Consider the following 22710-nt stretch of genomic DNA (forward strand, 5'->3'; position numbering starts at 1 on the left):
TCGCATCGACCTCGACGACCAGGTTGGGCGACGCGCGCAGTTCGGCGCTCAGGGCAGACGGGACGACCGGCCGGAGCTTGACCACCGAGTCGTCGCGGTCCCGGACCCGACGGGCCCGCACGACCACCCCGGCGGCGTCGAGGCGCAGATCCGGGGTGTCGAAGAAGAAGACCTGGCGGATCTGCGCGTCGAGCGGGTCCACACCGAGGGCGGCGGCCGCGGAACGGTACGACCGCTCGGGCACGGTCAGCTTCAGCTCGACGCTGTCGGACTCCCGCGCCAATTGCAGTACCTTGACGAGGTCGTCGCTGAGCAGGCGGGGTGCTGGTGTCGTCATGTCGGCTCCTTCGGGCTGGCACCCGGCCGCAGGCCGGCCCGCGGGGAGGCGGGGACCCCCGGCCACGGGATGGTCGAGACCATCCAACGCCCCCCGGGCCCGCCCGGGCATCACCCCAGGGGGGTGAACATGACAGGTAGGGTCACACCCACCGCGCCAGGCGCGGATACACCCTGCGGGCGTTGCCCTCCTGGATCCGCGCCAGGGTCTGCGCGTCCAGGCCCGCGGCCTCGACGTAGCGTCGCGTGTCGTCGAAGTAGTGCCCGGTGCACGGATCGATGTCCCGCACGGCCCCGACCGTCTCCGAGGCGAACAGCACGTTCTCGGCGGGCACCACCTCCAGCAGCAGGTCGATGCCGGCCTGGTGGTACACGCACGTGTCGAAGTAGACGTTCCCCAGCAGGTGCTCCGAGAGCTCCGGCTTGCCCAACGCCATCGCCAGCCCACGGAACCGCCCCCAGTGGAACGGCACGGCGCCGCCGCCGTGCGGGATCACCAGGCGCAGCCCGGGGAACCGGGAGAACAAGTCGCCCTGGATCAGCTGCATGACCGCCGTGGTGTCGGCGTTGAGGTAGTGCGCGCCGGTGGTGTGGAAGGCGGGGTTCACGGACGTGGAGACGTGCACCATCGCCGGCACGTCCAGCTCGATCATCCGCTCGTAGACGGGGAACCAGTACTCGTCGGTCAACGGCGGTGAGGTCCAGTGCCCACCGGAGGGGTCCGGGTTGAGGTTGACCGCCACGGCGCCGAGGTCCTCGACGGCTCGGGTCATCTCGTCCAGGACCGTCTCCGTGGGCACTCCGGGAGACTGCGGGAGCATGGCCGCGGGCGCGAAGCGACCGGGGAAGAGCCGTGCCACCCGGGCGCACAGGTCGTTGCAGATGCGCGCCCACGCCCGGGAGGTCTCGACGTCCCCCACGTGATGGGCCATGAAGGACGCGCGCGGGGAGAAGACGGTGAGGTCGATACCGCGCTCGTCCATGAGCCGCAGCTGGTTCTTCTCGATGGTCTCGCGGATCTCGTCATCGGAGATCACCGGTCCCGCCGGGTCCGGTTCCGGACCCCCGGACAGCGCGGCGACCTGCTGGTCACGCCAGTGCTGCAGCGGTGCGGGCGCCGTGGTGTAGTGCCCGTGGACGTCGATGATCATCAGTGGGCCCGTCCTTCCAGGGCGGCGCGGTCGATCTCCTCCTGGTTCGCCACGAAGGGTGTTCCGTGGGTGTGGAAGGTGGCCACGGTCTTCATGCCCCAGGCCTGGCCCTTGGCGCGTTCGGCCTCGGACCACTCCACGACCGGCCAGTCGGGGTCCAGGATGAGGCGGGCCTGGGCGTTGGCGAACTCGATGCGGTTGCCGCCCGGTTCCCACACGTAGAGGAAGAAGGTCTGGTTGATGGCGTGCTTGTAGGGTCCGTACTCGATGTAGATGCCGTTCTCGAGGCAGATGTCCGCTGCCTTGAGGATGTCCTCGCGGCTGTCCGGGGCGAAGGCGAAGTGGTGGAAGCGGCCCCGCTCACCGGTCCAGTCGGCGGAGTACACGACGTCATAGGACTTCTGGTGGAAGCGGAACCACCGGGCCCCGTAGCCGCCGTCGTCCAGTGCCACGCGCTCGGACTCGCGGGACATCATCACGTCACTCCAGAACTCCCCGCAGGCGGTGACGTCGCTGGCGAGGTAGTTGATGTGGTCCAGACGGCGGACGTTGATGCCACGGCCGGGGTAGGCGGCGGCCTGGTTCTTCAGCGCCGGGCGGTCCTCGTCGTCCGGCACGTAGTGCTCGGTCGCGTAGTACAGGGCCATCAGGTGCCCGTCGGGGTCCTCGAACTCGTAGGAGGGGCCCACGCCCACCTCCGGGTCGCGCCAGCCGTGGCCCAGTCCGGCCTTCTCGATCGCGGCCACGCGCCGCTGCAGGGCGTCCTCGCTGGTCGTACGGTAGAGCGTGCGTCCCACGCCGTTGGTGTCCGAGGCCGTCAGCTTGAGAGAGTACCGCTGGTATTCGTCCCAGCAGCGCAGGTAGGCCGAGTCACCGATGCGCTCGACCTCGCGCATCGCCAGAAGGTCGCGGAAGAAGTGGAGGCTCTCCTCGAATTTCGGGGTGAAGAGCTCGACGGCGCCCATGTGGGCCAGGTCGAAGTTCTCGGGATGTGCCATGGTGGGGTCCTTTCAGAGGCGGGGCCGGGGGAAGACCCGGCCGTCGAAGATCTTGCGGGCAGTCCGGACGGAGGTGCTGGTGGCGCGCCACGTCCCCTCGTCGTCCCGGATCACGCTGACCTGCGCGGGGAACACGCCGGAGGGGTGCTCGATGAGGTCCGGGCCGTCGTCGGGAATTTCGGCCAGCTCGGCACCGACGGCACCGGGCAGGCGGACTCCGGCGGCCACGGACGCGGCCATCAGCACGCCGATGGCCGCATGGACCCGGTGCGGGATGAAGGCCCGGGTGGAGATGGCCCCGCCGGCGCGGGGGGCGGAGAGCAGGAACATCTTCGGGACGGTCTGCTCGGTCACGTCCCCCAGCCCCATGAGCGGTCCCGCCTGCCGGCGGATGCCCTCGAGGGTCTCGGCCAGCTCGGGACGGGACTCGAGGTCCTCGGGACTCTCCTCGCCGGTGACACCGAACTCCGAGGCGCGGAGCAGCACGACCGGCATGCCGTTGGAGACCAGGGTGACCTCGTGGCCGTCGATCGTGTCGGTGACGTTGCCGGTGGGCAGGAGCGAGCGCTCCGGCCCCGCCCCGACGTCCAGGCGGATCCCGCCGGCGGTGCCGGGCACGCCGTCGATGCCCACGTCGCCGTCGTAGTCGACCCGGCCGTCCGGGGTCGCGAACGTCGCGGTCGCGACATCGTCCGTGTTGAGCATGCGGACCCGGAGCGAGGTCGTGGACGCCTCGGCGTCGACGAGGCCTCGTTCGACCGCGAACGGGCCGACGCCGGCCAGCAGGTTCCCGCAGGTCTGCGTGGTGCCGACGACCGCCTCGTCCACGCCCAGCTGGAGGAACAGGTAGTCGACGTCGATGCCGGCCATCTCCGAGCGGGAGACGATCGCGGCCTTGCTCGTCAGCGGGTGCGCCCCGCCGATCCCGTCGACCTGGCGGGGGTCCGGGGTGCCCATGATCCGCAGCAGCAGTGCATCACGCTCACGCGGGTCGTCCGGCAGGTCCTCGGCGAGGAAGAAGGCGCCCTTGCTGGTGCCGCCGCGGATCAGCATGCACGGGACGCCGTCGAGGACGGGATCACCGGCCACGGCGGTACTCGGCCTGCGTGGTGTACTCGACGCCGAGCTCGGATAGGAGGGAACGCAGTCCCTTGCGGTCCAGGCTCAGTTCGGTGCCGGCGGCGTAGGCCGCACGGTCGGCCTCCTCCTTGGCCGCACGCGCCTCGGCGGCGGTGAGGGCCTCGGCGGCGCGGTCCTGCGGGACCACGACGACGCCGTCGTCGTCCGCGATGACGACATCGCCGGGCTCGACCCGCACCCCCTCGACGATGACCGGCACGTTCACCGACCCTCCCGTGGCCTTGACGGTGCCCTGCGAGAACACCGCTGCGGCCCAGACGGGGAAGTCCATGTCCCGCAGGTCCTGGGTGTCCCGGACGCCGGTCGTGGTGACGAGGCCGCGCACGCCGCGGGCCTTGAGCGCCGTGGCGAAGAGGTCACCGAAGGCACCGTCGACCGAGGGCGAGGTGGTGGTGACCACCAGGACGTCACCGGGCCGCACCTGCTCGACGGCCGCGTGGATCATGAGGTTGTCACCGGGCTGGCCGACGACGGTCACGGCGGTTCCCGCGATGCGCACGCCCTGCTGGATCGGCCGCAGCGACGGCCCCGCCAGGCCGGTGCGGCCCATCGCCTCATGGACGGTGGCCACCCCGTGCCGGGCCAGGGCGTCGACCACTGCCCCCTCCGCGCGCGAGATGTCCGTGACGACGACGCCACCCATGTCTCCCCCTGTGTGTCGACTGGTCTAGAGCACCATTCGGCCTGCTGGCCGGCCTCTTTCCGCTGGAGCGGCGGCACGGCGCCCAGACCCATTAGGTCATGCGCCGGACCACATTGTCAACAATCTTTCAAACAATATTCAGACGACGGGGCACCCGGAGGGCGGGGAGGCACCAACGCATCCTCCCGCCCCCCACAAGGTCCCCCATCCTCGGCCGGCACGATCCGGCTACCCCTGGCAGTCGAAGCTGTCCGCGGACTCGGAGTCCCCGGCGGCGTAGGTCGCCACGGCCGGGTAGGCGCACAACGGCCGGGAGCGGTCCGTGGACCAGTCCGCCGGCAACTGGGTGTTCGCCGGGTTCACCCAGGCCTCCAGGCGGTCCGGTCGATCACCTTCCTCCACCCAGTCGACCAGGGCCGCCAGCGAGTCGTGCCGGTCGGTGGCCGGCCCGCCCTGGGTATGGCCCATGCCGGGCACCTGGAAGTACTGGACGAAGTCCGAGGCGTCCCCGCCGTGATGCTCGTCCAGGCCCCGGTACCAGGCCGTGGTGTCCTCCATCGAGAACACCCCGTCCGAGGCGCCGTGGAGGACCATCATCTTCCCGCCGCTCTGCTGCAGGTCCTCGAAGTCCAGGTCGGTCGGCGTCATGAACTCCATGGCGCTCTCCGCATAGGCCCCCTCGGTGGCGTGGATCCGCTCGTTGGCGTCATCGATGTCCAGGTCCAGGACGAAGTCCCGCAGCGCGTTCAGGGCGGGGGCGTAGGGCAGGGTGGAGAAGATGTACCCCACCGCCACGGAGTCCCGGGAGATCGGGGAGGTGAACTTCCAGTCGGCCCAGCCGGTCTGCACCAACCCCGGGTCGTAGGGGAAGGAGGAGTAGATGTCCTCTCCCCCGCTGGTGGTGGCCCCGGCGAAGACCTCGGTCACGACGGCCTTCTGCTCCGCGCTCAAGCACGTGCCGTCACAGTCGGTCTCACAGGTGGGCACGTGCTCGGCGACCGAGAAGGACTCCTGGCAGTCGTCGCTGGACTGGACCAGGCCGTCGTCGAGGCCGTCCAGGCCGTCACACTGGGCGAGGATGGCCTCGGCCACCACCTGCCGCTCGGCGACCGTCAACGCCGAGGACAGGTCCTCGGAGGTGGCGACCGTGTTCCACCGCTGAGCACCCCAGAGCTGGGCGACGGCGGCCTGGGGCAGGTTGAAGCCCGGGGCCACAGCCAGGAAGCCGTCGTACTCGTCCGTGTACCGGGAGGCGGCGACCATGGTGTGCCGGCCGCCGTTGGACGATCCGGCGACGTAGGAGTGGTGCGGCGCAGTGCCGTAGGCCTCGGTCACGAGCGCCTTGGCCATGGGGGTCAGCGTGCCGACGGCCTGGTAGCCGTAGTCCAGCCTCGCCTGCGGGTCGAGGCCGAAGGTCGGGTTCTGCGCGCCGGTGTGGCCGGCGTCGGAACTGAGGACCGCCATGCCCATCTGCAGGCCGCTGTCGCTGCCGCCGGCGCGGCCGTACGCCGTCGCCACGGACCCGTCCAGGCCGCCGTTGCCCTGGTAGAGGAACCGGCCGCTCCAGTGCATGGGCAGGCGCATCTCGAAGCCGATCGCGTAGGTCTCACCGTCGACCTCGCTGACCCGCTCGTTCATCCGCCCGGTGACGAGGCAGTGCTTGCCGATGCGCTCCCCCCGGTGGGTGAGTACACCGGGCTGGACGATCTCCGCCGAGGTGATCTGCGTGGAGGCGAAGTCGAACTCCGCAAGCGCCTCACACGTCGGCCTGGTCAGCGGAGGGGCCGACCGCTAGGGTGAGCTCGCGACCGACGGCCGCTCCTGCTGGCCGGGAATCCCCGCACCCGCGGCCGGCACCACGGCGGAGCCGAGGAGCAACCCGGTCGCGGCCAGGACGCCAAGGGCGGCCCGGAGGGCCCGCCGGGTACCCGCACCGGACCCGTCGGGCGGGAGCGTCGTCGATCGCTGCGATGGTCGCCTGAAGTAATGCATATCACCCTCCGTGCCCGCCGGGCCCGCGATCACCCCGATCGCCTGGAAGGCCCTGTTCACGGGGCCGGCGGATCGCGGCCCGTGAACTGGATCCTAAGATTAATTGTTGCGAACAACAACGATTGAGCTGCGAAAACCGAGTCCACCATGACCACCACACGCCGCGCCGCCCCCGCACTGGGCACCACCCACGGCGAACAGCAAGGGTGCCCGTCCCACGAGAGGACGGGCACCCTTGGCACCACACGGAGTGGTCGTCAGAGACTCGGCAGCGGCAGTGCCCCCGCCGGTCACATGTCCGCCAGCAGCCCCACCGGGTTCTCGAAGCAGTCGGCCACGAACCGGAGGAAGCCGCCGGCCTCTCCCCCGTCGCAGACGCGGTGGTCGAACACCAGGGACAGCTGCATCACCTTGCGCACGGCCAGCTGGCCGTCCACGACCCACGGCCGGTCGATGATCCGCCCCATCCCGAGGATCGCGACCTCGGGATAATTGATGATCGCCGCGGAACCGTCCGTGCCGAAGATGCCGTAGTTGTTGATGGTGAACGTCCCGCCGGACAGTTCCTGCGGCGTGCCCCTGCCGGAGCGGGCCAGTTCGGTCACCCGGCGCAGCTCGGCCTGCAACTGCCGTGCGCTCATGCGGTGGGCGCCGCGGATGGAGGGCACCACGAGCCCGCGGTCGGACTGCACCGCGACGCCGAGGTTGATCCCGTCGAAGGACACGATCCGGTGCCCGCCCTCGCCGTCCTCCTCGAACCGCCGGGCCAGCGCCGGGTACTTGGCCAGACCCGCGAGCGCGAACCGGGAGGCGAACGCCAGCACGCCGGGGACCTGCTCGTCCCCGTGCGCCTTCATCGCGGCGCGCAGGTCCATCAGCGGGGTGACGTCCACGTCCACCCACACGGTCGCCTCGGGGATCTCCCGGCGCGAGCGGGACATCGCCGCCGCGGTCGCCTTGCGCACCCCGGACACCTTCTCGACGCCGGACACGCCCAGTCCCGTGCGTGCGTCCAGCTCGGCGGCCGGGGCCGCGGCACCGACCGGCACCTCCGGTCCGGCGGACGCCGTCATCGCGGCCTCACCGGTCGGCGGTGCGGCGGGAACGCCCTCGCTCGCCGGGGCGGTCCCGACGGCGGCCATCACGTCCGCGCGCATCACCAGTCCACCGGGGCCCGAACCGCGCACGGCGGACAGGTCCACCGCATGGTCGCGGGCCAGCTTCCGCACCAGCGGGTTGACCACGCGCGGGGCGTGGCGCTGGCCGTCGTCGTGGCGCCCTGCCGGGGCAACCGGTGCACTTGCCCCTCGCTCACCGGCAGGGGCCTGTTCTGCGGCCTGGGCGAACACGGCGTGCGTGGACGGCCCGTCCTCCCTCGCGCCGGCCGGGCCCTGGGTCGCGCGTCCGGCGGTGGCGGTCGCCGGCCCGCCGCCCGTTCCCTTCCGGCGCCGGGTCCGGCCCCTGGCCGCACCCCCGGGGGTGCCGTACCCGATCAGCACGTTGCCGGAGCCGCCATCGTCCTCGGCATCGGGGCCGCCCTCATCCGCGGCGACCACGCCGGCCTCGGCCGCCGCCTCCGGGTGCGCACCGGCCCGCTCCTCCTCGGTGTAGGACTGGGCTCCCTCCACGGGGACGGTCCCGGCCCAGTCGGCGTCAGTCGGGGCGGCCGCCGATCCGGCGGATCCGGGACCGGTGGCAGGAGCGCCCGGCCCGGTCCCGTCCTCCACGGACACCAGGGGTCTGCCCACGTCCAGCGTGGTGCCGGCCTCGGCGTGCAGCGTGGTGACGATGCCGCCGAAGGGGCTGGGCACCTCCACGAGCGACTTGGCCGTCTCCACCTCGACGATCGGCTGGTCCACGGCCACCCGGTCCCCGGCGGAGACGAGCCAGCGGATGATGTCGGCCTCGGTCAGGCCCTCTCCCAGGTCCGGGAGCAGGAACGTGCGGACAGTCATCTCAGTCCTCCCATTGCAGGTCGTCGACGGCGTCGAGGATGCGGTCCACCCCGGGCAGGAAGTGGTGCTCCAGCTTCGGCGCCGGGTAGGGGATGTCGAAGCCGGTCACCCGCAGGACGGGTGCGGCCAGTGAGTGGAAGCAGCGCTCCTGGACCCGGGCGGCGATCTCGGAGGCCACGGACGCGAAGCCGGACTCCTCGGAGATCACGATCGCCCGTCCGGTCCTGCGGACGGACTCGGACACGGTGGCGTCGTCGAACGGCACGATCGTGCGCACGTCCACCACCTCGAGCGAGCGCCCCTCCTCCGCCGCCGCGGCGGCCGCGGCCAGGGCGGTGGGCACGGAGGGACCGTAGGCGATCAGCGTGGCGTCGGTACCGGTGCGCGCGACGGCGGCCCCGCCGGACTCCACGGCCGCCCGCGGACCGGCGACGTCCGCGGCCCCGGACTCGTACTGCTCGCGCAGCGCGTCCAGGTCCACCCGGTCCTTGGAGAAGTACAGCTTCTTGGGCTCCATGAAGACGATCGGGTCATCGGAGTCGATGGCCGCGCGCAGCAGCAGGTAGGCGTCGGTCACGGTGGCCGGGGTGACGACCTTCAGCCCCGGGGTGTGCGCGTAGTACGCCTCGGAGGAGTCGCAGTGGTGCTCCACGCCGCCGATGCCCCCGGCGTACGGGATGCGGATGACGATCGGCATGGGCAGGGCCCCGCGGGTGCGGTTGGACATCTTGGCGATGTGCGAGGCGATCTGTTCGAACGCCGGGTAGGCGAAGGCGTCGAACTGCATCTCGATGACCGGGCGCATCCCGTTGATCGCCATCCCCACGCTCATCCCGGCGATCCCGGACTCGGCCAGCGGGGTGTCGAAGCAGCGGTCCGCGCCGAACCGGGCGGCCAGCCCGTCGGTGATGCGGAAGACCCCGCCGAGGGTGCCCACGTCCTCCCCGAAGACCACGACGCCGGCATCGGCCGACAGCGCATCGGCCAGGGCCGCGTTGAGGGCCTTGGCCATCGTGACCGGCCCGGCCGGGACCGGGGCGGCCGGGGACTCCGGCCGGGGCTGCGGGACGCCGGCGCCACCGGCCCGGGTGGTGGACTCCCGGGCGGCGTCCACGGCGACCGTGATCTCGCCGGTGTCCGGTCCGGTCTGGGCGCTGCCGGGCCGGGGGCCGGCGTCGGTGTTCTGGGTGGTGCTCATGATGCCTCCTCGCGGGAGAGTTCCTCGGCCAGCATCGCGGACTGCTCGGCCAGCTGGGGAGTGGGGACGGAATAGACGTGGGCGAACAGGTCCTGGGGGTCCGGGGTGCTCTCGCGGTTCATGCCCTCGCGCAGGGCGGTGGCGATGTCCTCGGCCTCCTGCTCGTAGCGGGACTGCAGCTCCTCGGTGAGCAGCCCGCGGTCGGTGAGGTAGGTGCGCATCCGCTTCACCGGATCCTTCGCCAGCCACTCCTGGACCTCGGCGTCCTCGCGGTAGCGGGTGGCGTCGTCGGCGTTGGTGTGCGCCTGGATCCGGTAGGTGTGGGCCTCCACCAGCAGCGGCCCGGCGCCGCCGCGGACCAGCCGGACACCGCGTTCGAGCACGGCCAGCAGGGCCACGAGGTCGTTGCCGTCCACCCGCTCGCCGGCCATGCCGTAACCCACCGCCTTGTGGGCCAGTGACGGGGCGACGGTCTGGCGGGCCAGCGGCACCGAGATGGCGTACTGGTTGTTCTGCACGAAGAAGATCACCGGCAGGTGGAAGACCGCGGCGAAGTTCAGCGCCTCGTGGAAGTCGCCCTCACTCGTGGCGCCATCCCCGCACAGGGCCACGACCACGGTGTCCTCCCCGCGCAACCGCGCGGCGTGCGCCACCCCGACGGCATGCAGCAGCTGGGTGGTCAGCGGCGTTGACTGGATGCCGACCTTGTGCTGCCGCGGGTCGAAGCCGCCGTGCCAGTCCCCGCGGAAGATCGTCATGGCCTCCACCGGGTCCACGCCGCGGGAGATCACGGCCACGGTGTCCCGGTAGGTGGGGAACAGCCAGTCCCCCTCCCCCAGGCAGGCGGCGGCGGCCACCTGGCAGGCCTCCTGGCCGTGGCTGGAGGGGTAGACCGCCATCCGGCCCTGGCGCACGAGCGCGGAGTTCTGGTCATTGATGCGCCGGCCGGCCACGAGGCGACGGTAGGCCTCGAGCAGGTCCTCATCGGCGGGGACCGGATAGTCATGGCCCGGCTCGGCGCCCTGCTCCTCGGTGGACAGGACCGTGCCGTCCTGGTCCACGATCCGGATCAGGTGGCGGGCCGGGAGCATGTAGTCCTCCGGCGTGATGCCGAAGCTGCGGGCAGCCTCGGCGATGTCGGTGCGGACGTCGTCGCTCATCGTTCCTCCTGGACGTTTCCCCGCCGGCGGGAGGCACATGCCTGTGCCCCAGCTCACGGCGGTAGTCACTTTGTACCCACCAGTGTGGAGGGAGTCGATGCTTCGTCGCCGCAATCCCGGCTGATCGTGGACAGATTGTCCAGACATGCATACTCTGGTGGATGCTTCGGGCTGCCGCCCGGGGTCCACGGAGCCGACGCTCCACGCTGACCGAGGAGGGACGATGGACAAGGTGCCAGCCCGGATCGACTCCGTGGACGAGCGCATCCTGGCCGAGCTGACGCGGGACGGCCGCCAGTCCGTGACCGCGCTCGCCCAGAAGGTCCACATCTCCCGAGCGCACGCCTACGCCCGGATCAACCGGCTGCAGGAGGAGGGCGTCATCACGCGCTACAGCGCCGTGGTGGACCCCGTCCGGGCCGGACTGCGCTCCTCCGCCTACGTCACGCTCAAGCTGCGCCAGCACGGCTGGCGGGAGGTGAAGGAGGCACTGTCCCGGATCCCGGAGGTGCACCACGTCAGCCTGGTCGGAGGCAACTTCGACGTCCTGCTGCTGGTCCGCGCGCGGGACAACCTGGACCTGCGCCGCGTGGTCTTCGACAACATCCAGCCGCTGCCGGCCGTGCTGGACACCACGACCTTCGTGATCTTCGAGGACATGGACACCCGCTGACCCTCAGTACCCTGTCCCCTGTATCACAGACCCGGGTGAAGTTGGCGACAAAACCCCGGGCCACCGCCGGAACAGACTGTTTGCAACTGTAATCTCGGGGTATGAAGTCGCCCGAAGCCCCTCGCCCGTCAGCAGCCCGGCGCGCCCCCCGGCGCGGCCGCCTGTCCATCAGCACCGCCCCTCCCGGGGCGCTGGGCGAGGACATCCTGCTGGCACGGCACGGAGACCGGATCGACCACTTCCGTCAGGACACCGACGGCGACCTGACCGTCGCGGTCCTGGACGACGGTGGCACGGACACCGCCCCCAACCGTCTCCACGGCGGCGCCGTGCACCTCAGCCCCGCGGACCGCACCCGGTTGCGCCTGGCCGAGCTGTCCTCGGACCGGCACGCGGCGACCCGGCGGGAGTTCAGGCTCCTGGCCAGGATCTCGATCGCGTGGCTCATCCTCTCCGTCGCCGCCTTCGCCCTCATGATGTGGGGCATGACCACGGTCCTGGAACCCGCCGACCTGGAGCTGATGATGTCCGGGTCCCTGGGGAGCACGCACGGACCCGCCGCCCCGTGACCCGGTCTCGGCTCGGGCCCTCCTGCCGTCGGCCGGGCCGGCCCCCGCTGGTGCCCGCCCCCGGTGTCACCGGCCGCGGGGAGCGTCCGGATCCGGTCCCGACTGGCGCCGGTAGTGCACCACGAGTTCCTTCGTCCTGACGATGCGCAGCGCCGTCACGAGGAGGATGCCGCCGAGCATGTTGAACACCGCGGTGTAGCCGAACCACCCCAGCCACTGCAGGACGGTGATGTCCGCCCCGGACTGCATGGCGCCGAAGATGAACATCGAGTCCAGGATCGAGTGGAAGAGCTGGAGCCCCGCCAGGAGGAAGCCACCGCCGATCGCCGCGACCACCCGGACCGCATCCGACGTGGTGCCCTTCTGCATCCGGGTCATCAGGGTGATCGTGCTGCCGCCGAGCAGGGCGAGGCAGGCGGTCTGCAGGGAGAAGGGGGCGTCGACGAAGTGGTGGGCCGCCTCCGCGATGGTGGACCTCCACTCGGGGAAGGCCTGCATCACCAGCCACATGAACACCCAGCCGCCCACGAGGTTGCTCACCAGGGTCACCGACCACAGCCTGAGCAGTTTCCAGATGCTGGCCTGGCGGGTGACCAGGGCCATGATCGGGATGTGGAAGTCCTCGGTGAACAGCTCGCTGTGTGCCAGCAGCACGGCGATCAGCCCGACGCTGAAGGCCAGCCCGGCGAGGAGGTGGCTGTCCGTCTCGTGCAGGACGGCCAGGTAGGCCATCACGCCGACGCCGACCTCCATCCCGCCGAACAGGCCGGTGATGACCACGGCACGGAACGTGCGGTGCAGGCGCTCGGCGCCCTCCTCCATCGTGCTCTCGAACGCCTCCTGCAGGTGCTCCTCGATGGCGAACTCGTTCTCGCCGAGCTCCCTACGCCTGTCCTCGCTCATGCGCCCTCACAGACGTGTCGGTGGTCATGGTCGGCCCGTCGCGACTCTACTGACCTGCGACTCTACTGACCCGCGGCACCATGACACAGCCCCCGCCCCCGGCGGCGGGGACGGGGGCGGGGGCCTGGACGACCGGGGGACAGAAGGCCCGGCCCCCCACCGGGGACCGGGCCATCGTGCGCGGTACGGCTCGGCGCGTCAGCGCGGCAGGGACGTCCCGGAGACCCCGCGGAACTCCGGCTTGCGCTTCTGCTGGAAGGCGGCGAAGCCCTCGGCGTAGTCCTCCGTGCCGCACAGGTCGGCCTGCGCCCGGTTCTCGGTCGCCATGGAGTCCCACAGGCCCAGTCGCTCGTCGCGGATCTGCGCCACGAGTCCCTTGGAGGCCACGAAGGCCCCCGTGGCCCCGCCGGCGACCTTCGCCACGATCGCCCGGGTGTCCTCGAGCAGCGACTCCGCCGGCATGGCGCGGGAGAACAGCCCGGAGGAGACCGCCTCGGCCCCGCTGATCAGCTCGGCGGTGTAGATCAGGTCCAGGGTGCGGTGGGTGCCCAGGCGCTCGGTGAACAGCCAGTGGCCGCCGGAGTCCAGGGTGGCGCCGAGGTTGGCGAACGGCGAGCCGATCTTGGCGTTCTCGGCCACGTAGACCACGTCCGTGGCGATCGCCAGGCCCAGCCCCACGCCCAGGCAGGCGCCCTGGACGGCGGCGAAGGTGGGCGCCGGGAAGGCGCTCATGGACTGCAGCAGCGGGGTGACCTTGTCCCCCAGGTAGCCCATCACGTCGTCGTCCGCGGGGGTGACCGCGGAGATGTCCCGCCCCGCGCAGAACCCGCGCCCCTCGCCGCGCAGCAGCAGGGCCCGCACCTCACCGCGGGAGGCGGCGGCAGCGGCGTCGTCGTAGGCCGCGCCCAGTTCGGCGATCGCCTCCTCGTTGAGGGCGTTCATCTTCTCGGGGGCGTTCAGGACCACTTCGGCGATCCCGTCGGCGATGGTCAGGTCGATCATGCGTGCCTCCTGGGCGGTGGGTGCGGGTATCAGGGCGGTGACGCCGGGCACGGACGACGCCGGCCCCGCCGGGATCGCGGCGGGGACGGCGTTCGGTGTCAGGCGTCGAAGCTGAGGACCAGCTTGTCCGAGGTGGGATGGGACTGGCAGGTCAGGACGTAGCCCTTCTCGACCTCGTCGGTCTCGAGGGCGTAGTTCTCGTCCATGTCCACGGAACCCTCCACGACCTTGGCGCGGCACGTGCCGCAGACGCCGCCGGCGCACGCGAACGGGACGTCCGGGCGGACGCGCAGGGCCGCGTTGAGCACGGTCTCGCGCTGGCCCTTGGGGGACTTCACCTCGCCCTGGAGCCCGTCCAGGGTGAAGGTGATGTCGAAGTTGTCGCCGGCCTCGTCCACCACGACCGGACGGCCAATGTGACCCTCCGGGCGGCCCTTCGTGGGGTCACCGGTGGTGAACAGCTCGAAACGGACCTTGTCCGAGTCCACGCCGAGCCCGGCCAGTTCGTCCCGGACCATCTGGACCAGCTCGAACGGGCCGCACAGGAACCACTCGTCCACGGTCTCCGGGCGGATGACGGTGGACAGCAGGGTGGACAGCTTCTCGTTGTCGATCCGGCCGGACAGCAGCGGAGAGATCCGCTGCTCGCGGGTCAGCACGTGGTGCAGCGCGAACCGGGACGGGTAGCGGTCCTTCAGGTCTGCCAGCTCCTCGAGGAACATGACGTCCATGGCGGCCTTGTTCGAGTAGACCAGGTCGAAGCTGACCTTCTCGTTGGCCGCCAGCACGGTCCGGGCGATCGCGATCACCGGGGTGATGCCGGAACCGGCGGCGAACGCCACGAAGGTGTGCTCGGTGTCGGTGTCGATCGACTCCGGGTCGTTGAGCCCGGTCATCTTGTGCTTGGAGATGAAGGCCCCGGCCGGGCTCATCACGTCCATCGTGTCCCCGGCGGCGAGGTTCTCGTTCGCCCACGTGGAGAAGATGCCACCCAGGTCCCTCTTGATGGCCACCCGGACCTCGCCCGGCCTCGGCTCGGCGCAGATGGAGTAGCTGCGGCGCACCTCGTGCAGGGTGCCGTCGGCGTCCGGCAGCTCCTTGCGCAGGGCCACGTACTGGCCGGGGGCGTAGTCGTACTCGTCCGCCAGCTCCTCGGGGACCGCGAAGGTCACCTCCACGGCGTCGGCCGTCAGGCGCCGGACCCCGGCCACCTCGAGCTCGTGGAAGGCCGCACGACGGCGTGCGGGGGCGGAATCGGTTTCAGTTGCAGTCATGAGAGCACCTTGAAGTAGTCGAAGGGTTCCAGGCAGTCCTTGCAGGAGTACAGCGCCTTGCAGGCCGTGGACCCGAAGCGGGAGATTTCGCGGGTGTTCAGCGAGTGGCAGCGAGGACACTTCACTGCCATGCCGAGGGTCACCGTGCCACGGTGTCCCTTGCCGGTGGGCGGGGCGATGCCGTACTCCTGGAGCTTGGCCTTGCCCTCCTCCGTGATCCAGTCCGTGGACCATGCCGGGGAGAGCACCAGGTCCACCCGCACCCTGTCGTACCCCGCCGCCTGGAACTCGGTCTTGAGGTCCTGGCCGATCACGTCCATCGCCGGGCACCCCGAGTAGGTCGGGGTGATGGTCACGACGACGGTGCCGTCGCGGTCCGCGGTGACGTCGCGCAGGATCCCGAGGTCGGCGATGGTGAGCACCGGGATCTCGGGGTCGGTCACCTTCGAGGCGATCTCGTACAGCCGGCTGGTGCCGGCGGTGGGGGTGGGGATGGTGGTCATGGTGCTTCCTCCGTCTTCACGGTTCGGCGGTGATGCGGGGACGGGCAGCGGGTTACCAGGTCGCCCCGGGGTGCTTCCGCGCCAGGACCTGCATCTCCGCCAGGATGTAGCCCAGGTGCTCGGAGTGCTCGCCGCGACGGCCGTAGGCCATCGCGAACGGGACCTCGGGCACGGAGAGCTCCGCACGCCCGAGTATGTCGGTGAGCCGGGCGGTCCACTCCTCGCGCAGCGTGGACGGGCGCGGGGCGATGCCCTCGAGCTCGTCGTACAGCGGCTCGTCCTGGAACAGCTCGTCGACGTACGGCCACAGCTTCTCCAGCGCGCGGCGCATCCGGCGGGCCGATTCCTCGGTGCCCGAGCCCAGGCGCAGGGTCCACAGCTCGGCGTGCTCGAGGTGGTAGTCGACCTCCTTGAGCGCCTTGGCCGCGATGGCGGACAGGGTCCCGTCCGAGGACTCCAGCAGGCGGGTGTACACCATGTGCTGGTAGATGCTCAGGAACAGGGCCCGGACGATCGTCTCGGCGAAGTCGCCGTTCGGCTGCTCGACGAGGTGGACGGAGGTGAACTCCTCCTCCTCGCGCCAGTAGGCCAGGTCGTCCTCGGTCTTGTCCCACTTCTTGCCGGCGTAGGTCAGGAAGGAGCGGGCGTGGCCGAGCTGGTCCAGGGTGATGTTGCCGAGGGCGATGTCCTCTTCCAGCTCCGGGGCACGCGAGACCCAGTGGGCCATGCGCTGGGAGTAGATGAGCGCGTCATCGCCCAGCCGCAGGGCGTACTGGGCGATCGCCTCGGTCGCCGGGGCGGTGTCCTGCAGCGCGATGTCCTCGGGGCGCAGGGCGTTGCCCGGGGTGACGCGCGTGGCCGAGGCGGTGGCGTCGCCGAAGCTGTCCAGGCTGTGGTCCGTGGTCTGGCCGGAGGGAGCGCTCACAGGTGCTTCACCCCTTCGCTCTTGGTGTAGTACGTGGCGTGACGGTAGTCCTTGCCCTTGGGCGACTCGAACATGGCGTCCTTGGCGTCCGGATCCGAGGTCAGGATGTCCTCGGAGCGCACGACCCACAGGGACACGCCCTCGTTGCGGCGGGTGTAGAGGTCCCGGGCGTTGCGGACGGCCATCTCGGCGTCCGGGGCGTGCAGGGAGCCGGCGTGCACGTGGGACAGGCCGCGCGAGGAACGCACGAAGACCTCCCACAGGGGCCAGCCGGCGGACGATCCGTTGTTCGACGTGTTGCTCATGGTCATGCCACCTGTTCCTTCATCTGCTGCTTACGGGCGTAGGCGGACGCGGCCTCGCGGACCCAGGCGCCCTCTTCGTGCGCCTCGCGGCGACGGGCCATGCGCTGGGAGTTGCAGGGGCCGCCGCCCTTGATGACCCGGTTGAACTCGTCCCAGTCCAGCTCCATGTGGATCCACTGGCCGGTCTCCTCGTCATAGCGGAGCTCCGGGTCCGGCAGGGTGAGGCCGAGGACCTTGACCTGCTCGGCGATCATGCCGACGAAGCGCTGGCGCAGGTCGTCGTTCGAGAAGCGCTTGACGTTCCAGGCCATGGACTGCTTCGAGTTCGGGGAGTCGTTGTCCGAGGGGCCGAACATCATCAGGGCCGGGGCGTAGAAGCGGTTGATCGCGTCCTGGGCCATCTTCTTCTGGGCCTCGGTGCCGTTGGCCAGCTCGAGCAGGATCTCGAAGCCCTGGCGCTGGTGGAAGGACTCCTCCTTGCAGATGCGCACCATGGCGCGACCGTAGGGGCCGTAGGAGGCGCGGCACAGCGGGACCTGGTTGGCGATCGCGGCGCCGTCGACGAGCCAGCCGATCGCACCCATGTCCGCCCAGGTGCGCGCCGGGTAGTTGAAGATCGAGGAGTACTTGGCGCGGCCGGACATCAGCTGATCGTTCAGGGTGTCGCGGTCCGTGCCGAGGGTCTCGGTGGAGCTGTACAGGTAGAGGCCGTGACCGGCCTCGTCCTGGACCTTGGCGATCAGGATGGACTTGCGCTTCAGGCTCGGGGCGCGGGTGATCCAGTTCGCCTCCGGCTGCATGCCGATGATCTCGGAGTGCGCGTGTTGGCTCATCTGCCGGGTCAGGGACTTCCGGTAGGCCTCCGGCATCCAGTCACGGGGCTCGATCCGGGAGTCCTGCTCGATGATCGCGTCGAAGCGCCGCTGGCCCGCCTCGTCCTCGGGGGACAGGACGGCGCTCAGGTGCCCGCCGCTCGTCGTCTGTTCGGCCATGGTGCCCACCTCATTCTCTGGAGTGTCGGCGCTGGCAGGAGAATCGCCGCGCGCCGTGGTCAGGTCAGGTCAGTCGCGCTCATATTTACTGACCGCTCGTTCAGTATATATACACCACCTGTGACCCCGTCAACAGCCCCGGGCCGGATCGGTGCTTCACAACTTGACCCACATCACATTCTAGGATTACCTAATGATCGTTCGGTAAAGAAAGTTGGGAGCGCGCATGACCACGCCTGGCACCGCCACGGAAGTAGCGTCCGAGAGTCCGTCCCCCGCGGCCCGCCCCCTGGGCGAGCACCATGCCGTCCTGGCCGGGGACCACGCCAGCGAGTGGATGGGGATCGGGGTGGAGGCCGTCACGGACGGACACGCCACCATCACCATGACCCTGCGCCCGGAGATGCTGAACGGCTTCGGGATCGCCCACGGCGGCATGATCTTCGCCTTCGCCGACTCGGCCTTCGCGATGGCCTGCAACCCGCCCGAGGGCTCGGACGAGACGATGACGGTGGCCTCCGGGGTGGACATCAACTTCCTCAAGCCCGGCATCCCGGGCCGGTTGCTGACCGCGGTGGCGAACCGCCGTCAGCAGTCGGGCCGCAGCGGGATCTACGATATCCAGGTCCTGCAGTCCCTGCCCGGGGGCGGTACCGAGGTGATCGCCGAGTTCCGCGGCCGGTCACGCACCGTGGCCGCCCGCTGAGCCCCTCCCCCACCCCTGAAGAACACCCCACACCCCAGCACGAGTAAGGCCTTCGATGACTGAGACCCTGACCACCCAAGAATCGACCGCGGGACTGGATCCCGAGGAGACCATGAGCCGCGACCAGATCGAGTCGCTGCAGCTGGAGCGCCTCCAGCACACGGTCGCCTACGCCTACGACCGCGTCCCCCTGTACAAGGAGAAGTACGACGCCGTCGGCGTGCACCCCTCCGACCTCAAGGAGCTCTCGGACCTGGCCAAGTTCCCCTTCACGGACAAGGAGGACCTGCGCAAGACCTACCCCTTCGGCATGTTCGCCGTCCCGCAGCCGGAGGTCGCCCGGATCCACGCCTCCTCGGGCACCACCGGCCGCGCCACCGTCGTCGGCTACACCAAGCAGGACCTCACCGACTGGGCCAAGCTCGGCGCCCGGTGCATGCGCCTGTCCGGGATCCAGCGGGGCTGGAAGGTCCACAACGCCTACGGCTACGGGCTGTTCACCGGCGGCATGGGCGCCCACGCCGCGGCGGAGTACCTGGGCACCACCGTGATCCCGATGTCCGGCGGCCAGACCGAGAAGCAGATCACCCTGATCAACGACTTCAAGCCGGACGCCATCCTGTGCACCCCGACCTACCTGCTGACCATCGGCGACGCCATGCAGCGCATGGGCCTGGACCCGCGGCAGACCTCCCTGAAGGTCGGCGTCCTCGGCGCCGAGCCGTGGACCGAGGAGATGCGCCACGAGCTCGAGCAGATGTTCGACATCCACGCGTGTGACATCTACGGCCTGTCCGAGGTCATGGGCCCCGGCGTGGCCGGTGAGTCCTACCGCACCAAGGACGGCTGCCACATCTGGGAGGACCACTTCCGCCCGGAGATCCTGGACCCCTTCGACGAGACCAAGGTCCTCGGCGACGGCGAGCCCGGCGAGCTCGTGTTCACCGCGCTGACCAAGCAGGCCCTGCCGATCATCCGGTACCGCACCCACGACCTGTCCCGCCTGCTGCCGGGCACCGAGCGTCCGGGCCACCGGCGCATGGGCCGGATCACGGGCCGCTCGGACGACATGATCATCCTGCGCGGGGTGAACGTGTTCCCGAGCCAGATCGAGGAGCTGGCCCTGAAGGTCGAGGGCCTCTCGCCGCACTTCCAGCTCGAGATCACCCGCCCGGGCCGCATGGACCAGCTGGCCGTGAAGATCGAGCGCCGCGTCGACTGCACCTCCGACCGCGCCGTCGCGGCCGCGAGCGAACTGCAGAAGCTCATCAAGATCCACGTCGGCTCCTCGTGCCAGATCGACGTGGTGGACCCGGAGTCCCTGCCCCGCTCGGTGGGTAAACTGAAGCGGATCCACGACCTCCGCAACCTCTGATCACCGCGTCCCCCGGGAACCCACACGGTCCCCGGGGGACGACTGTTCCCAAGGAGCAACCAGTGCCCACCGCGCCCAAGACCACCGCCACACCCCGGCGGGGCCGGCCCGGATACGACCAGGAATCCGTCCTGCAGGTCGCCGTCCAGGTGTTCAACCGCCACGGATACGACGCCACGTCGATGGGCATGCTCGCCGACGAGCTCGGCGTCAGCAAGTCGGCGATCTACCACCACGTGCCCTCCAAGGGGGACCTGCTGCGACTGGCCCTGGACGAGGCACTGGTCCCCCTCGAGGCGATCGGCCAGCACGAGCAGGCCCTCACGGGCACCTCGATCCAGCGCCTGGAGTTCATGCTGCGCTCGACCATCCGCGTGCTGATCGAACGCCAGCCCTACGTGACCCTGCTGCTGCGCCTGCGCGGCAACACCGAGATCGAGCGCCAGGCGCTCGAGCGCCGCCGGTCGGTGGACCGCAAGGTCACCGAGCTGATGATCACCGCGCAGCAGGACGGGAAGGTGCGCGCCGACATCGAGCCCCGGACCACCACCCGGCTGATGTTCGGCATGATCAACTCCCTCGTGGAGTGGTACCGGCCCGACGGGCCGGCCACCCCCCAGGAGGTCGAGGAGAACGCGATCGCGATGATCGTGGACGGACTGCGCGCCCGCGACTGAGCGCCGTCTCGCCCACGGCAGAGGCCGCCTCCCCAGACGGGGAGGCGGCCTCTCTCATGAGCCGAGGTGGCCCGACGGGGTCAGTCGGTCCAGTTCTTGTAGGTGACGTCTTCCTTCTCCACCAGGGTCAGGACGTCGTAGGTCGCCACGATCTCATCCTTCTGGTTGTGGATGATGGCGTCCCAGGCCACCTCGCCGTACTCGTCGGTCACGCGCGGGGTGATCTTCTTGGCGGTCAGCGTGATCCGGATGGAGTCCCCGGCGGCCACCGGGGTGATGAACCGCAGGTTCTCCAGGCCGTAGTTGGCCAGCACCGGGCCCGGCGCCGGTTCCACGAAGAGCCCGGCGCCCCAGGCCACGAGCAGGTAGCCGTGCGCCACGGTGCCCGGGAAGAACGGGTTGGCCTCGGCGGCCTTCGGGTTCACGTGGGCGTAGAAGGTGTCCCCCGTGGTGTTCGCGAAGGCGGTGATGTCCTCCTGGGTGACCTGGCGCAGGTCGGAGGCCAGTGCGTCGCCGATGCGCAGCTCGGCCAGGGACTTGCGGAACGGGTGCACGTTGCCCGGTTCCGCGCCGTAGGCCTCCGAACCGGCGATCTGCCGGTCCGCACCGGTCTGCCAGACGCCGGTGACGGCGGTCAGCAGGTTCGGGGAACCCTGCAGGGCCGTGCGCTGCATGTGGTGCTTGACGGAACGGACGCCGCCGAGCTCCTCGCCACCGCCGGCGCGGCCCGGTCCGCCGTGGACCAGGTGCGGGACAGGCGAGCCGTGGCCGGTGGAGGTCTTGGCGGTCTCGCGGTTGAGCAGGTGCACACGCCCGTGGTGACCGGCGATCCCGACGGTCACCTCGCGGGCCACCTCCGGGTCGTTGGTGCAGACGGTGGCGACGAGCGAGCCGGAGCCGCGGGCGGCCAGGCGCACGGCGTCGTCCAGGTCGGTGTAGCCGATCAGGGAGGTCACTGGACCGAAGGCCTCACGGGAGTGGACCACCTCGTTCTCCGCGTCCGCCCAGGTCAGCAGCACCGGGGACATGAAGGCCCCGTCCTTCACCACGGCGTCCTCACCGCTGGCGGTGCGCACCGTGGGTGCGTCCAGGCTGCCGTAGGCGAGCTCGCCTCCGGCGGCGAGCATGTCCTCGACGGCGCCGCGCACGTCCTGGAGCTGTGCCAACGAGGCGAGCGCGCCCATGGTCACGCCCTCGGCGCGCGGGTCACCCACGACCACGCGCTGCTCGATCCGGGCCGCGATCGCCGAGGCCACGGCCTCGCGCTGGGCCTCGGGAACAATGGTGCGGCGGATCGCGGTGCACTTCTGGCCGGCCTTGACGGTCATCTCGGTGACCACGGCCTTGACGAAGGCCTCGAATTCGGGGGTGCCCTCCACGGCGTCGGGGCCGAGGATGGCCGCGTTGAGCGAGTCGGTCTCGGCGGAGAACCGGACGCCGCCGGAGATGACGTTCGGGTGGGACTTCAGGGACTGGGCGGTGGTCGCGGAGCCGGTGAAGAGCATCATGTCCCGGTAGTCCATGACGTCCAGCAGGCCCCGGGCGGAACCGGAGATCAGCTGCAGGGAACCGGCCGGCAGGATCCCCGAGTCGACCATCAACCGCACCGCGGCCTCGCTGACGTACCCGGTGGGGGTGGCGGGCTTGACCACGGTCGGCACGCCGGCGATGAACGCTGGGGCGAACTTCTCGAGCATGCCCCAGACCGGGAAGTTGAACGCGTTGACCTGCACGGCCACGCCCGGGATGCGGGTGTAGACGTGCGTGCCGATGAAGGAGCCGTCCTTGGACAGCGGCTCGATCCCGCCGTCCTGGATGACGTTGGAGTTCGGCAGTTCACGGCGGCCCTTCGAGGAGAAAGTGAACAGCACGCCGATGCCACCGTCGATGTCCACCATGTTGTCCACCTTCGTGGCACCGGTGCGGTGGGACAGCTCGTAGAGGTCCTTGCGGTGCTCGTTGAGGTAGAGGGCCAGCTCCTTGAGCTTGAGGGCGCGCTCATGGAGGGTCAGCTTCCCCAGTTCGCGCTGGCCGACGGTCCGGCCGTGCTCCAGGACGGCGCCGAGGTCGAGGCCCTCCGCGCCGTACCGGGCGAGGGTCTCACCGGTGCTGGCATCGAGGACGTCGGTGGTCCGGGAGTCGGCCCCGGGGGTCCACCACTCGTCGAGGACGTAGCTGGGGACGGTGGGCGCGGCGGTCTGCGTGGTCATCCGGGCACTACCTTTCTGAACGA

22 protein-coding genes are annotated in these 22710 nt (G+C 70.4%); 5 read left to right on the forward strand and 17 right to left on the reverse strand.

All coding sequences use genetic code 11. The annotated features are described in order from the left end of the window. From Q0283_RS04360 to Q0283_RS04400, 9 genes are all read right to left on the reverse strand, one after another. Positions 1-337, reverse strand: a 337-nt coding sequence (locus tag Q0283_RS04360; protein ID WP_298043283.1) for a hypothetical protein, incomplete at its 3' end; no start/stop codon positions are given. Between the two features lie 142 nt (positions 338-479). Further along, positions 480-1487 carry an amidohydrolase family protein gene (locus tag Q0283_RS04365; RefSeq protein ID WP_298043285.1) on the reverse strand — a complete coding sequence of 336 codons (1008 nt, stop codon included), beginning with the start codon at positions 1485-1487 and terminating at the stop codon, positions 480-482. Beyond that, positions 1487-2485 carry a VOC family protein gene (locus Q0283_RS04370; RefSeq protein ID WP_298043287.1) on the reverse strand — a complete coding sequence of 333 codons (999 nt, stop codon included), beginning with the start codon at positions 2483-2485 and terminating at the stop codon, positions 1487-1489. The genes Q0283_RS04365 and Q0283_RS04370 overlap by 1 nt, the downstream gene beginning before the upstream one ends. 12 nt (positions 2486-2497) lie before the next feature. Then, complete coding sequence (locus Q0283_RS04375; RefSeq protein WP_298043289.1) at positions 2498-3574, reverse strand: 4-oxalomesaconate tautomerase; 1077 nt, start codon at positions 3572-3574, stop codon at positions 2498-2500. Continuing rightward, positions 3564-4268, reverse strand: a complete 705-nt coding sequence (locus Q0283_RS04380) for a 4-carboxy-4-hydroxy-2-oxoadipate aldolase/oxaloacetate decarboxylase (protein WP_298043291.1) — start codon at positions 4266-4268, stop codon at positions 3564-3566. The genes Q0283_RS04375 and Q0283_RS04380 overlap by 11 nt, the downstream gene beginning before the upstream one ends. Positions 4269-4496: 228 nt before the next feature. After that, entirely contained in the window at positions 4497-6044 is a 1548-nt protein-coding gene (locus tag Q0283_RS04385) for a tannase/feruloyl esterase family alpha/beta hydrolase (protein ID WP_324590497.1), read from the reverse strand. Positions 6045-6550: 506 nt separating this feature from the next. Beyond that, a complete protein-coding gene (locus Q0283_RS04390) occupies positions 6551-8215 on the reverse strand; it encodes a dihydrolipoamide acetyltransferase family protein (protein ID WP_298043293.1) in 1665 nt (554 codons plus the stop codon). Position 8216: 1 nt separating this feature from the next. Next, on the reverse strand, positions 8217-9227 hold the full coding sequence (locus Q0283_RS04395; RefSeq protein ID WP_255459783.1) for an alpha-ketoacid dehydrogenase subunit beta: 1011 nt from the start codon (positions 9225-9227) through the stop codon (positions 8217-8219). Positions 9228-9409: 182 nt separating this feature from the next. Further along, positions 9410-10573: a thiamine pyrophosphate-dependent dehydrogenase E1 component subunit alpha gene (locus Q0283_RS04400; RefSeq protein ID WP_183529860.1), complete on the reverse strand. Its 1164-nt coding sequence runs from the start codon at positions 10571-10573 to the stop codon at positions 9410-9412. Positions 10574-10796: 223 nt separating this feature from the next. Between Q0283_RS04400 and Q0283_RS04405 the strand changes: the two genes are divergently transcribed. Together Q0283_RS04405 and Q0283_RS04410 are read left to right on the forward strand one after the other, a co-directional pair. Continuing rightward, positions 10797-11246 carry an Lrp/AsnC family transcriptional regulator gene (locus Q0283_RS04405; protein WP_183529862.1) on the forward strand — a complete coding sequence of 150 codons (450 nt, stop codon included), beginning with the start codon at positions 10797-10799 and terminating at the stop codon, positions 11244-11246. Between the two features lie 101 nt (positions 11247-11347). Continuing rightward, a complete protein-coding gene (locus Q0283_RS04410; protein WP_183529864.1) occupies positions 11348-11815 on the forward strand; it encodes a hypothetical protein in 468 nt (155 codons plus the stop codon). 66 nt (positions 11816-11881) lie between these two features. Here Q0283_RS04410 and Q0283_RS04415 read toward each other — a convergent pair whose 3' ends face one another. The 7 genes from Q0283_RS04415 to paaA all read right to left on the reverse strand — a co-directional run bounded on the left by Q0283_RS04415 (position 11882) and on the right by paaA (position 17719). Further along, entirely contained in the window at positions 11882-12718 is an 837-nt protein-coding gene (locus tag Q0283_RS04415) for a formate/nitrite transporter family protein (RefSeq protein WP_183529866.1), read from the reverse strand. Between the two features lie 198 nt (positions 12719-12916). After that, a complete protein-coding gene (locus Q0283_RS04420) occupies positions 12917-13720 on the reverse strand; it encodes an enoyl-CoA hydratase/isomerase family protein (protein WP_183529868.1) in 804 nt (267 codons plus the stop codon). Positions 13721-13818: 98 nt separating this feature from the next. Next, positions 13819-14994 (reverse strand): 1,2-phenylacetyl-CoA epoxidase subunit PaaE, encoded by a 1176-nt coding sequence (gene paaE / locus Q0283_RS04425; protein ID WP_183529870.1) that lies wholly within the window; start codon positions 14992-14994, stop codon positions 13819-13821. After that, positions 14991-15497: a 1,2-phenylacetyl-CoA epoxidase subunit PaaD gene (gene paaD / locus Q0283_RS04430; RefSeq protein ID WP_183529872.1), complete on the reverse strand. Its 507-nt coding sequence runs from the start codon at positions 15495-15497 to the stop codon at positions 14991-14993. The genes paaE and paaD overlap by 4 nt, the downstream gene beginning before the upstream one ends. 52 nt (positions 15498-15549) lie before the next feature. Then, a complete protein-coding gene (paaC, locus tag Q0283_RS04435; RefSeq protein WP_183529874.1) occupies positions 15550-16422 on the reverse strand; it encodes a 1,2-phenylacetyl-CoA epoxidase subunit PaaC in 873 nt (290 codons plus the stop codon). Further along, positions 16419-16733, reverse strand: a complete 315-nt coding sequence (paaB, locus tag Q0283_RS04440; RefSeq protein WP_010144920.1) for a 1,2-phenylacetyl-CoA epoxidase subunit PaaB — start codon at positions 16731-16733, stop codon at positions 16419-16421. Before paaB ends, paaC begins: the two co-directional genes overlap by 4 nt. After that, entirely contained in the window at positions 16730-17719 is a 990-nt protein-coding gene (gene paaA, locus Q0283_RS04445; RefSeq protein ID WP_010144918.1) for a 1,2-phenylacetyl-CoA epoxidase subunit PaaA, read from the reverse strand. Before paaA ends, paaB begins: the two co-directional genes overlap by 4 nt. Positions 17720-17945: 226 nt before the next feature. Between paaA and paaI the strand changes: the two genes are divergently transcribed. The 3 genes from paaI (at position 17946) to Q0283_RS04460 (ending at position 20477) form a co-directional block, all read left to right on the forward strand. Further along, complete coding sequence (gene paaI, locus Q0283_RS04450; RefSeq protein WP_255459779.1) at positions 17946-18425, forward strand: hydroxyphenylacetyl-CoA thioesterase PaaI; 480 nt, start codon at positions 17946-17948, stop codon at positions 18423-18425. A gap of 55 nt (positions 18426-18480) precedes the next feature. Continuing rightward, complete coding sequence (locus Q0283_RS04455; RefSeq protein WP_298043301.1) at positions 18481-19800, forward strand: phenylacetate--CoA ligase family protein; 1320 nt, start codon at positions 18481-18483, stop codon at positions 19798-19800. A 62-nt stretch (positions 19801-19862) separates the two neighbouring features. Beyond that, positions 19863-20477 (forward strand): TetR/AcrR family transcriptional regulator, encoded by a 615-nt coding sequence (locus Q0283_RS04460; RefSeq protein WP_183529878.1) that lies wholly within the window; start codon positions 19863-19865, stop codon positions 20475-20477. Between the two features lie 80 nt (positions 20478-20557). Here Q0283_RS04460 and paaZ read toward each other — a convergent pair whose 3' ends face one another. Then, positions 20558-22687 (reverse strand): phenylacetic acid degradation bifunctional protein PaaZ, encoded by a 2130-nt coding sequence (gene paaZ, locus Q0283_RS04465; protein ID WP_010144914.1) that lies wholly within the window; start codon positions 22685-22687, stop codon positions 20558-20560. Positions 22688-22710 lie beyond the last annotated feature (23 nt).

The organism is uncultured Citricoccus sp. (genome assembly GCF_937871995.1).
Classification (GTDB): domain Bacteria; phylum Actinomycetota; class Actinomycetes; order Actinomycetales; family Micrococcaceae; genus Citricoccus.